The following is a 14,610-nucleotide window of genomic DNA, read 5'->3' as shown; positions in this document are numbered from 1 at the left end:
CGGCACCCGGACCGCGACTGCCCAGGACTGCGACGGCGCGGGCGAGGACGGCGGCCCGGGCGGCGACCCGCGACGGGTGGCGAAGGCCGAGCGGCTCGCGGTCGGCCCGTTGCCGCGGGCGCCCGGGCCGGACGCGCCGGGCGAATCACCCGGGTCGCCGTCTCGCTCGGCCGGACTCCCCGCCCGCGAGGCTCGTGGCTCGCCCTAGCTTCGAGAGACATGTCTTTCAGGACATGTCATCAGGCAGCCGGTCCCGGCGGCCGGCGAGCGCGGGCGTCGGGACGCGGAGATCTACCCAGTCGCCGGGGACGGGCCCGAGGGCGGGTCTCGGCCGGGAGCGCGCCCGCGCGGAGGTCTTCACGGTCCGGCGAGCGCGGCGACAGTGGTTCTCACGCGCGCGATGGGATAGGGTGGCGCCATGGCGCTTCGTTCTGGCTTTCGTCACGTGTCTCTTGGTACATGTTCCATCGTGTTCGCGCTGGCCGGCTGTTCGACGGCCGCGAGCGGCACCGGCGGGTCGACCGACGGCCTCACCGACAACGGTTCGACGGGCGTGGGCTCGACGGGCCTGCCCAGCTCCGACACCGAGGCCCAGCCGACGACGCCGGGCACCAACGAGACGTTCCCGGACACGTCGACGGGCGACGGCACCACGTTCACCAGCGGCGAGCCGACGACCACGATGGGCGTGGACACGACCACCGGCTCCAACGAGACCACCGGGCCGGGGATGACCACGAACGACTCGCTCGACACCACCGCCGGCCCCGATACGGGCACCGACACCGTCGACGGGACGACCGAGGGGGAGACCAGCGAGGGGACGTCGACGACCGACCCGGTCGACGACGACGACGACGACAACGACCTGGTGCTCGACCCGGACGACAACTGCCCGGCCGACGCCAACCCGATGCAGGAGGACACCGACGGCGACGGCCAGGGCGACGCCTGCGACGAGGACGACGACGACGACACGATCCCGGACGACATGGACAACTGCCCGCTCGTCCCCAACCAGGATCAGAAGAACACCGACGGCGACGTGCTCGGCGACGTCTGCGACGACGACCTCGACGGCGACGGGATCCCGAACGGCGACGACCCGTTCGCCAACGACGGCAACCTGCCCGGCGTGACGACGCCGTTCAAGATCTACGCCCACTCGTCCGGCAACCTCTACACCGTCGACGTCACCGACCCGTACGCGGTGTCGATGGTCAGCAACTTCAAGTTCTCCAACGACGGCTGCGACCACTCGGTGACCGACGTGGCGATCGACCGCTGGGGCGTGCTGTACGCGATCACGTTCGGCTGCGGCTACGTGGTCAACCCGCAGACCGCCCAGGCGTACAAGCTCGGCACGCTGCCGCAGAGCTTCAACGGCCTGACGCTGGTCCCGAAGGGCGTCCTCGACCCGAACAAGGACTCGCTGGTCGGCATCGCCAACTCGGGCCAGTGGTACAAGCTGACGCTGCAGAACGGGATGTTCAACATCCAGCAGATCGGCCAGTACGGCGCGGGCTACACGTCGGCCGGCGACGCGTTCTCGATCGAGGGCGTCGGCACCTACGGCGCGGTCAACAAGCAGGGCGTCGGCGGCACGGTGATCGTGCAGGTCGACCCGGCCACCGGCGCGGTCCAGAGCGAGCTGGCGACGCTGGGTCAGTACCCGAACGTCTACGGCCTGGCCGGCTGGGAGGGCCTGATCCTGGCGTTCGACTCGAGCGGGGAGATGATCCGCATCGACCCGCAGACCAAGGTCGTCACGGCGCTGGGCGACAAGAACGTCACGTGGTGGGGCGCCGGCGTCGGCACCGTGATCCCGCAGTGAGCAGCAGGGCGAGGGCGGCCCACCCGCCGGCCTCGCCCCCGCTGCTGCAGCCGCACGGCTCGTAGACCGGCGGCATCGTGGCGGTGTCGCCGGTGTCGCCGGCGGTGTCGTTCGCGGTGTCGTTCGCGGTGGCGCCGGCGGTGGTGCCGGCCGTGGTGCCGGCGTCCGTCGTGCTCGACGGGACGGTGTCACTCACCGGGCCCATCGTCGGCGAGGTGCCCCAGGCCGGCTCGTCCTCGGCCTGAAAGGCCCCGGTGGTGGTGGCGGCGGGGGCGAGGAGGGCGAGGACGAGGGCGAGCGCGTGGACCATGCCGGGAGGATAGGCGGGCCCGCGCCCGCCTGTCCACTCGTAGGCGCGCGCAAGCGGGCCCCTGCGCGCCGGCCTGAATGTCCTTCAGGACATGTGGCGCCGGGGCGAGCGAATCGCGGCCGGGGAGCTGGTGCGAGGCGGAGCGACGAGGCGATGGAATGTCTCCTGAGACATGTCTGCGAGGGAATGTCCGGAAGGAAATGTCCTCGAGGACAGGTCGTCAGGCGGGCTTGCGGATCGCCCAGTGGACGTCGAGCGGGGCGTCGCACAGGCCGATGTGGTGCGACTCGAAGTTGATGGCGTTGCGCGGGCCGAGCGGGGCGCTCTCGCCCTCGCCGAGGGTGACGTCGGCGCCGTCGAGGCTGAACTGCAGGTCCCACCGCTCGGCGGGCTGGCAGCAGCCCATGCAGTCGCAGGTCTCGACGCTGTGCGGGGTGATCGTGAGCTCGGCGGCGCCGGCCTGGGTCGGGGCGAGGCCGTGGCCGGCGTGGTAGACGGCGGGCTCGCCGGGCGCCTGGAGGTCCCACACCGAGATGGCGGCGAACTGACAGCCATTGAAGCCCTCGACGCGGTCGACGACGATCCGCGGGCAGGCCGGGAGCAGCGGCAACCAGGCGGCCGGGGCCGAGACGCTGAGGGTCCAGGGGTCGGGGATCAGGCAGCTGTCGCCGCAGGCGCAGCCGTCGAGCTGCCACACGGGGCCCTTCTGGTCGCTGATCCGCGTGCCGGTGAACTCGAGCGGGCCGCACGGGGCGGGCTTGCCCATGTGCGCCAGGTCGGCGCTGATCATGTCGCCCTCGACGCCGCACAGGCCGCCGCCGGTGGTGGTCTCGGGGTCGGTGGTGCCGACGGTCGCCGGCTCGGTGGTGCTCGCGGTGGTCGGATCGGTGGTGGTGGCCGTGTCCGTCGTGGTGACGGGGCCGGTGGTGCTGTCGGTCGCGGTCGTGGTGGTGACGCCGGTGATCGTGCTCGGGCCGGTCGGCTCGGACGTGGTGGTCTGCGCGTCGGCGGTGGTGGGCCCGGTGGTGGTGTCGGGACCGGTGGTGGGGGCCGTGGTGGAGGCTTCGCTGCCGGTCGTCACGGCGGTGGTGTCGTCGGCGCAGGCCACCGCCGCCGCGGCGAAGATGGATAGGGCGAGTTCAAGGCGAGGCATGCCCCAAGGGTAGCGAGTCCGGACGAAGATCGCCCGTGACGTCCGCGGCCTGCCCGGCGCGCAGCAGAGGCCGGCGAGGACGTCGCACGGCCGCGAGCTCCGCGTTCGCGCCGCGATGGCCAGCGCATTGCGGTTCCGTCGCGGCGATCGCCGTGAACTCGAGCGAGGCGCGGCCGAGTCGCTAGGGCGTCTTCTCGCCGGCCGGGATGGCGAAGGGCAGGCGGTTCTCGGCCAGCGGGACGGGGCAGGTCGCGTAGGCCGTGAAGGCGCAGGGGGGGTTGTGGGCGCGGTTGAAGTCGAGCAGGACGGTGCCGTCCTGCGGCAGCTCGGCGAGCAGGAAGCGGCCGCCGTGGTAGGTCTCGCGGCCGCTGGTGCGATCGCTGAAGACGAACAGCAAGGCGTCGCCGGCGGGGCCGTGCTCGAGGATCGGGGTCAGGCGGTGCTCCTGGCCGTCGACGGTGAAGACGGCGGTGCCAGGCACCCGGGCCGGCTGGACGGTGCCGAGCACGGTGGGATGGTCGATGGTCCGCGGGGTCGGCAGCGGCTCGAAGCGGGCGCGGATCACCCACGCCGGATCGAGGGGGAAGGTGGCGATGCCGGCGAACTCGCGCCGCTCCTCGGAGCGAGCGTCGTAGAGGCGCAGGCCGAGGCGCTCGCCGCGGGCGATGACGAGGAAGGTGAAGCGGTCGCCGAGCTCGACGCGATCGGCCGGCTGCGCGGGGTCGACGTCGGAGCGCAGCTCGACGTCCTGGATCGCTTCGCCGCGGATCTTCGCGTCCACGCCGGGCGCGAGGCGCAGGCGGACGCGCCCGTCCGCGAGCGCGAGCACGCCGACGTCGGCCGGCGCGCCCGCGGGGAAGACGATGTCGGCGCCCGAGCCGGCGCCGAGCCGGTACTCGCCCTCCTGCAGCCAGTAGAGCCCGGCGAGCGCGAGCCAGCCCTGCGGGGCCTTCAGCGCCTCAATCCGCGTCGCGTGCCAGCGGGCGTGATCGGCGGCGTAGGCCGGATCGACGGCCGGGGGCGGCGGCGCTTGGGGGTGGCAGGCGGGCAAGGTCGCGGCGAGCAGGAGCGCGGCTCCGAAGGCCTCGGGAAGCAGGTGACGCATGGGGCAGGGGAAGGGCGCGGACCGGGCGGAACGTGGCGCGCGTGTCCCGGGGGGACAGGTGAAAGATCGTGCCGGATGTCCCGTGGGACAGGTGAAAGATCGTGCCGGATGTACCGGAGGACAGGTGGCGAGAGGTCGCGGCAAATGTCCCGAGGGACAGGTGAGAGGTCGCGGCGGATGTCCCGAGAGACAGATGAGAGGTCGCGGCGGATGTCCCGTGGGACAGGTCGTTCCGCTCAGAAGGTGATGCCGACGTCGAAGATGAAGCGGCCGTTGCGGTCGTCGATCGGCTTGACGTTGCCGGGGGCGATCGAGTTGGGCAGCAGGATCGCGTAGCCGAGGGCGAGGGTGACCAGCTTGATGTCCCACTTGATGAAGTTGATGCCGACGCTGCGGCGGAAGTCGCGGGCGAGCTGCACCTGCGACCAGCGCTGGGTCAGGATCCCGAGGTCGAAGAACAACGAGTGGTGGATCTTGCCGCCGAGGAAGTCGTTGAGCGAGGTGACCTGGAGGGCGATGCTGGCGAGGGCGCGGATATGGCCGCCCTGGGCGGTGTAGTGCAGGCGCTTGAAGCCGTCGCCGGTGTCGATCTCCTCGATGTCGACGAGCATCGTCTCGGGGAAGATGCCGCGCAGGCCGAGGTCGGCCGTGCCGCCGCCCCAGTAGCGCCAGATCTCCGGCACGCCGGCCGCGCCCGAGCTGCCCGGGAGGTTGGGCAGCGGGATCGCGTGGCCGTAGCGCAGGGCGTAGCGGAAGTTGAGGCGGTTGTTCGTGCGCGGGATCGGGATGAAGTGCTGGAAGGCGAGGTCGGTGCGGACGAACCAGTCCTGGCCGCCGAGGTAGGGCGAGGCGAAGCGCAGGTCGCCCTGGACGATGATGCCCTTCTCCGGGTTCGAGGGGTTCTCGGTGTTGTTGTAGGTGAAGCCGGCCGTGAGCGCGCCGGTGCGGTCGGAGACGATGGCGTCGCGCCGGTTGACGACCGCGGCCTGGCCGAGCCCGGTGTCGGGGGTGAAGGCCGGCTTGGCGACGTCCTGCGAGATGTTGCTCTTCTGGATCAGGTAGCCGACGTAGAGCTGGAGCGCGCGGCTGCGGCTGTAGCTGAGGGTGATGTTGCCGACGGCGAGCTCGATCGGGCCGCGCGCCGGGGTGACGCGCCGCTGGTACTGGCCGTTGATCTCGAGCGTCAGCGGGGTGGCGAAGATCCGCGGGCGGGCCAGGCGGCCGCGGACGCTGCGCTCGTAGCAGGGCTGGCCGGCGCAGTCGCCGAGGAACGGCACGTTTCTCGAGAACTGGCGGGTGTTGAAGCCGTAGTGGCCGAGGACGTCGAGGTCCCAGGCGGTGCCGAACAGGTTGGGGAAGATCGGGTGGAGGAACACGTAGAACGGGTCGAGCGTGGCCAGGCCGACGCCGCCCTGCAGCTTGACCGAGACGTCCTTCGACTCGCGCATCTCGAGCACCTGGTGGACGGTGCAGCGCTCCTTGGGGTCGTCCTCGAGGTCGCAGCCGGTCGGGTAGGCGGTGAGCTCGGTGCTCTCGGCGACGTCGAGGCCGTCGACGTTGGCGCGCGACTCGTCGGCCTTGGCCCGCGAGTAGACGCCGCCCGGCTTGTGGGCGAACTGCCGCCGCAAGATCCAGCTGCGGGTCTTGAAGTTGCCGCGGATGACGGTGTCGCCGAACACGCCCGGGCGACCCTCGTAGACGCTGACCTCGGTGTCGACCTCGACGGCGCTGCCGCTCTTGTAGGCCTGGCACAGGCCGATCTCGGGGTCGACGAGGCGCCTGGCGTTCGGGACAGGTTTGACCTCCTTGGTGCGCGGGTCGGTGTACAGCCAGCGCAGCTCGGCGTCGGCGACCGGGAAGCCGTCGTTGCGGTAGTTGTCGACGATGCCCTGCTCGGCGTCGCGGTCGAGCGAGGTGGTCAGCGGGATGTTGCCGGGGCGGTCGTCGCCCTTGTGGCGCAGGGCGGTGCCGCGCAGCATGCGGGTCGCGCCCCACTCGCCGCGCTCGTGGTGCGGCTGGCCCTCGATCTCGCGGTCGCCGGGGACCGGGCCGTCGAGGTAGCGGATGACCTCGGGCTTGCGCGAGGTGAACACGCGCGGGCCCGGCTCGACGGTGACGCGGACGTAGAGCTCGGCCCGCGACTGCTTGCGCAGGGCGGCGAGGCCCCGCGGGTCGAGGTCGCGGACGGCCCAGGCCGGGAAGGAGTCGCGGCGCAGGATGGTGTCGACGTCGACGTCGGCGTACTCGCCCTTCTTGTCGAGGCCGTCGGGCCAGAAGGCGACGCGCACGCCGGCCTGGGCGCACAGGTAGCCGGCGTCGGCGAACTTGGCGAGGAGGGCCGAGAGGTGGTCGACGACGGCGGCCTCGGTGAAGGTGCCGGGGGCCCGCAGCACGCGCTCGTCGGCGAAGTCGCGCTCGAGCCGCTCGCGCACGCCGCGAGGGACGCCGCGGCCGACCACGAGGTCGAGCTTCTTCATGCGCACGACCGGGCCCTCCTTGATCTGGAAGGTGAGGGCGCCGGGGGCGTTGCCGTAGTCGTCGTAGCGGCCGTCGACCTGCGCCAGCAAGAAGCCCTTGCTCTGGTAGAACGAGCGCAGGTTGGCGGCCTCGCGCTGGGCGGTCTGCTCGCTCGGGGCCTCGCGGCGCGAGAACAGCTGCAGCTCGTTGCGCAGGCGCTGCTCGGAGTAGCTGCGGCGGCCGATGAAGGCGGTCTTGACGCCCGGGCCGAGGTCGACGTTGACGGTCAGCGGGAGCTTGCCGGTCTTCGGGATGTCCTCGGGCTTGAGGTCGTCGTAGCTGGTCTCGACCCGGACCTGCGGGTAGGGCAGGGCGAGCCGCGAGGTGGCGGTGCGGCGGATGAGGGCGTCGCGCGGCTCGGCGAACTGCCGCTCGACGCGCTCGCGGCTCTCCTCGACGCGCTCGCGGGTGATCCGCGCCGGGAACGGGGTGGCCTTGACGCGCGGCCAGAAGGCGCGCCGGATCCACCCCTTGTCGTCCTCGGAGACCTTGCCGACGACCTTCACCTGCCGCATCGGCACGCGGTACGCGGGGCCCTTGTCGAGGAACACCCACAGGTCGACCTCGTCGCCGGCGCGGCCGCAGGTGAGCCCGAGCGAGGCGGTGCCGCGCAGGTAGCCCTTGTCGTAGAGGTAGCGCTTGAGGCGATCGACCTCGTCGGCCTCCCACTTGGTGCAGGCGGCGTCGCCGGGCTCGCACACCGGCGGTCGCTCCTTGCGCAGCTTCCTCGGCGAGACGCACACGCCCCGCGACAGCGAGCCGGGGCGCGAGTTGATGCTGAGCTCGCGCTGGACCTCGGTCTTCGACAGCGGCAGGTGGCCGCGGATCCGCACCCGGCGGATGCTCTGGCCGGGCTCGACGCGGATCGTCAATTCGTTGGCGCCGGCGGGCTCGAACTGGGCGCGGTAGCCGAGCTGCTGCAGCTGGGCGGAGATGGCGGCCGGGATCAGGTAGCCGGTGCCGAGGTTCAGGATCTTGCGCAGGCGGACGCCGTCGTCGCCGGGCAGGAACTTGTCGCCGACGACGCGGGCGCGCTCGATGCGGGCGAACACGACGCCGGGGTCCTCGCCCTCGAGCACGGGGCGCACGCTGAGCTCGACCTCGCCGGCGCCCTTGGGCTCGAGGGCGATGACGTAGCCGCCCTCCTCGGCGGTGAGGTCGAGCTGGTAGTAGAGGAGGGCGTAGTCCTTGCCGCTGAGGCTGACGACGCAGGCGGTGCCGCGCAGGGTGGTGCCGCGCTCGCGCGCGCCCACCTGGAAGCCGCCGCGGTCGCGCAGGCTGTCGAGCGCGCGGTCGATGAGGCCGAACGGGTCGGCCCCGGCGTCGACGCGGGCGCAGGTCGGGCCGCTGGTGACGGCGCTCGGCGGCGGGACGTCCGGGCCCTGGTCGGTGGTGGTCGGGGCGGCCAGCTCGCTGCCCTCGCCCGGCGGCGCTTCGGTCGGGGGGTCGGCCTCCGCGGCGGGCACGTCGGTGATGCCGGCGGGCGCGGGCGGCGGGGCCGGCTGGTCGGGCTTCGCCGGCGGCCCCGCGCCCGGCTCGGGCGGCTTGCCGGCCGGGGTCTGGATGTCCGTCGGGGCAGGTTCCTTGCGACCTGGCGCTTCATTACTGGTCTGAGGGGCAGGTTCTTCGGGACCTGTCCCCTGGGCGCTGCCCTTCGAGGTCGGTTGAACGGGGAGCGGCGCCTGCGACCCGGGCGGCGGCCCGGGCGGGGCGGCGGCCCACGCCGGCGCGGCGCTCGCCCACGCGAGCGCGACGACGGCGAGCAGCCGCGCGAGGCGGCGATCAGCGCAGGCTGGGAAGCTGGTATTCAAGGCGCAGCTCGAGCGAACGCTGGCGGAGAGGGTCGAAGATGATGCGCTCGTTGAAGTAAGAGCGGCGGTTGTCGCGGAACTCGAGGACGGCGGAGTCGAGCAGGCGGAAGCGGACGCGCCAGTCGTAGCTGTTGCGGAGGAGCAGGCCGGGGTAGCCGCGGGTGTAGCCGGCGCCGATGGTCAGGTTGCCCCAGTCGGTGCGGAACCACGGGCGCGGGGTCTCGGCGTTGACCTCGACGCCGAGCTGGCCGAGCTGGGCGCCGACCTGCGGCAGGTAGGGGGCGAGCCGCGGGACCGACTTCTCGACGTAGCGGTTGAGGTTGATCTCGGTGAGGTTGCCGACCAGGCCGAGCGGGCGCCCGAGCAGGCCGCCGGAGCCGTAGCGGCGCACGTTGGCGTCGGCGACCTCGCGGTTGCCGCTGCCGAGGATGGCGTAGTCGACGCACTCGCGCTGGGTCCGGCTGCGCGCGCGCGTGTCGCCGAGGACGCTGCAGCGGAAGGTGATGGCGTCGAGGGTGCCGCCGAGGATCAGCGACATCTGCCGCGGCTGGTTGTCGATGTAGACCGGCTCCTGCCGCTGGGCGCGGACGTCGACCTTGCTCGACGACAGGTTGTTCTCGAGCAGGACGCGGCCGTAGGTGATGTCGTAGGCGCCGTTGAGGATCGCGACGTCGAGCACGCCGGCGGTGACGTCGACGCGGCCCGACATCTCGAGGTCGGCGATCGTGCCGCCGATCGCCAGCGAGACCGAACCCTCGACGCCCTTCATGATGTTGTTGTCGACCCGGAAGGGCGTGGTCGTGCGGAGCCGGAGGTCGAGGTTCATGTCGCGCAAGATCTCGGGCGGCGGGGCGGACGGCGCGGAGGTCGGATCGGCGAAGGATAGCACCTTGACGCCCTGCTGCGCGTCGCGCACCCAGCGGCCGCGCGCGACCTGCACGTCGCCGCGCAGGGTCTGGACGTCGCGGCCCTCGAGGACGATGCCCTTGCCCGAGATCGCGGCGTAGAGCTGCGGCCGGCCCGAGTTGTCGAACATCTTGTACTGCACGTCGTCGACGTCGACCCGCAGGTTGCTGCTCTCGAAGCGCGAGAAGTCGGGCGCGAGCACGACGTTGCCCCACAGCGCGAGCGAGCCGCGGTCGCCGACGCGAGCCCGCAGGCTGCCCTCGGGCGCGGCGAGGTCGCTGATCGCGGCCGCGCGGCCGCCGACGAACACGCCGAAGCCCTCTTTGTTGGCGGGGCACGGGTCGGCCTCGCTGCAGCGCTGGATCTCGATGACGCCCTGGTCGACGTCGATCGCCTCGAGGCCGAGGCCGTCGAGCTCGACCATCAGGCCGCCGGGCGCGGGCGTGACGCGGGCGCGCACGGTCTTGAGCTCGAGGCTGTCGCCCATGCGCCCGGCGACGTGAGCGTCGGCGATCTGCAGGCCGCCCGAGCTGGCGGAGAAGGTGTCGGGCAAGAACTCGCGGAACAGCCGGCCGTCGAGGCGGCCGCGCGCGGCGGCGGAGAAGCTGCCGCCGCACTCGCCCCCGAGCACGTAGAAGGTGCGGTGGCCGTTGAGGTCGCCGAACTGGACGGTCTGGCCGCGCACCGACAGCTCGCCGGAGGCGAGGAGGGCGTCCTGGGCCCACTGCAGCGACAGCTTGGGCACGGCGAAGCTGGTGCCCGCGGCCCTGGCGGTGGCGGGCTGGCGCGGGTCGGGGACGCTGAAGGTGCCGGTGATGATCGGGTCGCCGACGTGGCCGTCGAGCTTGACGTCGAGGCCGATCTTGCCGGCGATGCCGGACACCGCGGTGCCGGCGACGAACGGGTGCAGGCCGGCGAGATCGAGCTCGCCGGCGACGCGGGCGCTGGCGCCGGTGGGCGGGGGCGTGCGCGCGGCGGACGGTGGCTCGCTGCAGTCGCGGGTGGTGTCCTTCTTCGGCGCCTCGGGCGAGCTCGACAGCTCGACGTCGCCGGACACGCTGAGGGTCTTGCCGGTGGCGGTGCCGCCCGAGCGCAGGTCCCAGCCGTCGCGCAGGCTGAGGCGCGTGCCCTGCAAGGTGGCGACCAGGCGGTTGGCGGTGCACAGCGAGTCGGACTCGCGGCACGGGTCGCCCGGCAGGTTGCTGCCGGCGGCGACGCCCGAGCTGGGGGCCCGCCCGGCGGCCCACAGGCGATCGAGCTCGACGAGGATCTTGAGGTCGCGGTCGCCCTGGCCGTCGCGCCACAGGCAGGAGGTGCTCATCGGCTGTCCCGGAGGACAGGTGCGCGCGCTGACGGTGAGGCCCTCGGCCTGGCCGTGCAGGCCCTCGCCCGGCTCGATGCCGGCGGCGCCGAGGAGGTTGCGCAGCGGGAGGTTGGCGAAGCGGACCGCGAGGTCGGCGGCGTACGACGGGCTCTTGCTGCCGCGCGGCTTCTCGCCGATGGCGACGATGGCGTCGACGTCCCACTCGTAGGGGGCGCGGCGCCGGCGGCCGCCGTCGTCGCCGAAGCGGCCCTTGATGACGATCTCGCGCCGCGCGGCCAAACCGTCACCCGCGGGGCGGTCGGTGCTGTCGAGCTGGAGCTCGCCGGAGCCGAGCGGGATCCCGACGGCGTTGATGGCGGTCAGCTCGACGGTGCCGTGGACGCTCGGGCGCGCCAGCGTGCCGGTGATCTTGAGGTCGGTGCCGCGATCGATCTGGGCGCCGGCGGGCAAGTCGGTGAAGCCGGCGATCGCGGCGAAGGTGCTGATCGGCAGGCGCCGGCCGGTGATCTGCAGGTCGAGCTGCGGGTCGCTGTCGAAGCTGACCGAGCCCTTGCCGCTGATGTCGCCGACCGGGACGCTGAGGTCGGGCGCGGACGAGGGGCTGGGGCGGCGGTGCTGGCGGACGACGAGCTCGTCGAGGGTGATGCCGTCACGGGTGAGGCTGAACCGGGCCTCGGTGTCGCGCAGCTCCCCGTGGCCGACCTTGAGCTCGGGCACCGAGACGGCGCCGCGGGCCTGGAACTGCGACAGCGGGACCGGGCGCTTGGCGTCGTCGCCGATCTCGAGCCGGACGTCCGCCTTGCCGCCGATGGTGTCGCCGGCGAGCCGGTCGAGCTCGACGCCGGTGAGGTCGACGGTGGCGCGCAGGGTCGGATCGCTGCTGACGCCCTTGCCGTCGAACAGGCCGACGTCGACGTCGAGCGCCCCGGCGCCGCCGAGCACGGTGGCCCGCTGACTCTTCAGGCTGAGCACGCCGTCGTGCAGGCCGAGCGAGACGTCGCGGATGTTCTGCACCGCGAACTGGCCCTGGCCGACGTCCGAGAGCTGCAGCGAGCCGTTGCGGCCGCTCGGGCGACCGATCGGGCCGTAGACGGTGAGGCCGGCCTGCAGCCGCTCGACGAACGGGCTCTGGCCGATGCTGGCGAAGAACGCCTTGCCGTCGCTGATCTTGAGCTTGATGTCGGTCGGCTTGAGGGTGGCGAACCTGGCGTCGAGGCCGCCGTCGACGCTGAGGGTGGCGCCGTCGACGGTGACGAGCAGGTCGGCGAGGTCGAGGCCGTCGTCGCGGTCGAGGACGACGCCGCCGTCGAGGCGGATCCGCCGCGGCAGGCCGTCGTTGCCGCGCCGCCGCTCGATCTTGAGGCCGCCGATCTCGAGCACGATGCGGTCGAGCGGCGACTTCTCCTCGGCCGGCGGGACGCTCTCGGCGGCGCCCGCGAGGACGTCGGCGACCGGCTCGGCGCCCTCGCCCCGCGTCTTCGGCCGGGTCTTGCCGGTCTTCTTGCTCGGCGGCGCCTCGGGCGCGTCGGCGCCGGTGACGTCGGCCGGGGTGGCCTGGGGGACAGGTCCTTCTTCGCTGGTGGTGGGCGCGGGGGCGCCGAGGTCGAGCGCGAACTCCCGGACGTCGAGCTTGCCCGAGGCGGTGCCGGCGAGCATGGCCCGGGTGCCGCCGGCGGCGACGAGCTCGCCGGGGTCGATGTCCTGCAGCTGGGTCTGCGCGGCCAGCAGCATGCGCCGCTCGGGGCCGACGCCGAGGACGAGGTGGTTGCGCGCCTCGTGCTCGCGCAGGTGGAACCTGCCTCCGAGGACATGTCCTTCGAAGCGGGCGATGTCGAGGATCCACCGCTCCTCGCCGGCCGGGATGTACTGCGTCCAGGTGTCGGGGACGGGGTCGCGGGCCAGGGTGGCGTCGATGGCGGCGTCCTTGATCGCCCAGTCGACGTTCGGGTCGGTAAAGAAGTTGAGGTTCACGCCGGAGGCGGCGAGGCCGATCCGGATGTCGTTGAAGGGGCCGCGGAAGGCCAGCTGCGCCGGCGCGCCGAAGGCGTCGATCATCGGGTCGGCGAGGCCGTGGACGCGGGTGATCAGGCGACCGATCGGGCCGGCGTCCGAGAACAGGGCGGTGACGTCGACGCTGCGCTTGCCGGCGGTGAAGATGTCGCGGAGCCACCCGCGCAAGATGCCGTGCGAGCCGCCGATCTCGCCCTCGGCGCGGATCCGGATGTCGCCCAGCGGGCCGTCGCCGCCCGACGCGAACTCCTCGAGCTTGAGGTTCTCGATCGGCAGCTCGTAGCCGAGCGCGGTGATCCGGGCGACGCCGGTGGTGGCGAGCGCGTTGAGGTCGAACTGCAGCGGCTTCTTGATCGGCGGCGGCTTCTTGGGGTGCAGGCCCTCGAACACGAGGACGGCGCCGACGTCCGCGAGCGCGAGCTCGGTCTGCCAGCCGGTCTGACCGCGGAAGTCGAGGTCGAGCGCGAGCTCGGCGAGGTCGGTGTGGTCGATGCGGATGCTCAGCGCGCGGGTGTTGAGCACCGGGTAAGGGCCGACGCCGGGCCCGAAGGCCTCGACGAGGTCGACGATCCAGGCCTCGGTGCCGTCGGCGTAGTGGGTCTTGATCTCGGACACGTCGAGCCGCATCGGCGCGTCGGTCCAGATGTCGGTGAAGTGGAGGACCCACGGGACCTCGAGCACCGCCGGCACGAGGAAGCGGTTCCACGGGATGATCTCGTGCAGGATGAGCTCGGCGTCGACCGGCCCGTCGCACTCGGCGATGACGGTGTCCGGCTCCGGCATGTCCTGCTTCATGTAGCCGCGCCACAGCTTGATGCCGGTGACGGTGGCGTGGTGCGGCTGACCGGTGATGAGGTCGATGATGAGGTCGGGCCGCCAGTGGACGCTGCCGAGCTCGAGCCGGCCGTTGATCTGCTTGTCGATGACGACGGTGAGGATCCGGCCCAGGGTGGCGTCGTTGACGAAGAAGTAAGCGACGACGTAGATGACGCTGAAGAGGCCGAGGAAGCCGAGGACGAACGAGATCGGCAGCTTGATGAAGAGGAACCGCAGCAGCGGGTTCTGCCGCCGGACCGGCTGCGGCGAGGCGGCGAAGCGCAGGACCTGAGGGTGCAGCGCGCCGATCTCGTCGGGGTGCGCGAGCGCGTGGAAGACGAGGGCCTCGCGCAGCTGGCCGAAGCCGTGGTGAAGCCGCGGGTCGACGTCGGGACCCGGGACATCGCCGTCGACCTGCCCGAGGACGTGCTCGCGGACCCGCGGCTCGACGTCGTCGTCGACCGCCTCGAGCGCCTTCTCGACGATCGGCGGGAGGTCGGCCCGAAACGGCCGCGGCCGGGCGAGGGGGATCCGATAGGCGAGCCGCAAGGAGCGCTCGACGGCCTCCTCCCGCACCCGCCGCCGCAGCTGCTTGCGAAGGTGGCGGCGCGCTCCGCGCAAATCGCCGGGGGCGATCCGCCCGACCAGGCGCTGGCGCTGCAGGTCCTGGTAGGCGTCGAGCAGGAGGGCGAGGTTCGGTCCGCCAGGGAAGAGGTGACGGAAGCGACGGCTGTTGCACAGCCGTTCGAGGCGCACCCGGCCGTCAGCGAGGAGATCGGCCTCCCGCTGCCATGCGCTGCCCGTTCCGCCGGCTCTGGCCACGA

6 protein-coding genes are annotated in these 14,610 nt (G+C 72.5%); 1 reads left to right on the top strand and 5 read right to left on the bottom strand.

Going from position 1 to position 14,610, the window contains the following annotated elements; genetic code table 11:
* The first annotated feature begins 418 nt into the window (after positions 1 to 418).
* Entirely contained in the window at positions 419 to 1,834 is a 1,416-nt protein-coding gene (locus NAEX_RS54320; protein ID WP_096325769.1) for a thrombospondin type 3 repeat-containing protein, read from the top strand.
* Here NAEX_RS54320 and NAEX_RS01660 read toward each other — a convergent pair.
* The 5 genes from NAEX_RS01660 to NAEX_RS01640 all read right to left on the bottom strand — a co-directional run bounded on the left by NAEX_RS01660 (position 1,791) and on the right by NAEX_RS01640 (position 14,608).
* Positions 1,791 to 2,144 carry an MYXO-CTERM sorting domain-containing protein gene (locus NAEX_RS01660; protein ID WP_096325768.1) on the bottom strand — a complete coding sequence of 118 codons (354 nt, stop codon included), beginning with the start codon at positions 2,142 to 2,144 and terminating at the stop codon, positions 1,791 to 1,793. The genes NAEX_RS54320 and NAEX_RS01660 overlap by 44 nt on opposite strands.
* Before the next feature lie 220 nt (positions 2,145 to 2,364).
* Positions 2,365 to 3,297 (bottom strand): hypothetical protein, encoded by a 933-nt coding sequence (locus tag NAEX_RS49420; RefSeq protein WP_170135369.1) that lies wholly within the window; start codon positions 3,295 to 3,297, stop codon positions 2,365 to 2,367.
* A gap of 181 nt (positions 3,298 to 3,478) precedes the next feature.
* Positions 3,479 to 4,402, bottom strand: a complete 924-nt coding sequence (locus tag NAEX_RS01650; protein ID WP_096325766.1) for a DUF1684 domain-containing protein — start codon at positions 4,400 to 4,402, stop codon at positions 3,479 to 3,481.
* A gap of 236 nt (positions 4,403 to 4,638) precedes the next feature.
* Entirely contained in the window at positions 4,639 to 8,730 is a 4,092-nt protein-coding gene (locus NAEX_RS01645; RefSeq protein WP_096325765.1) for a BamA/TamA family outer membrane protein, read from the bottom strand.
* Positions 8,702 to 14,608 carry a translocation/assembly module TamB domain-containing protein gene (locus tag NAEX_RS01640; RefSeq protein ID WP_143141180.1) on the bottom strand — a complete coding sequence of 1,969 codons (5,907 nt, stop codon included), beginning with the start codon at positions 14,606 to 14,608 and terminating at the stop codon, positions 8,702 to 8,704. The genes NAEX_RS01645 and NAEX_RS01640 overlap by 29 nt, the downstream gene beginning before the upstream one ends.
* Positions 14,609 to 14,610: the final 2 nt, after the last annotated feature.

This window comes from Nannocystis exedens, from assembly GCF_002343915.1.
GTDB classification, from domain to species: Bacteria; Myxococcota_A; Polyangia; order Nannocystales; family Nannocystaceae; genus Nannocystis; species Nannocystis exedens.
The sequence above is the reverse complement of the archived record's forward strand: the minus strand, read 5'-3'. Positions and strand labels throughout refer to the sequence as shown.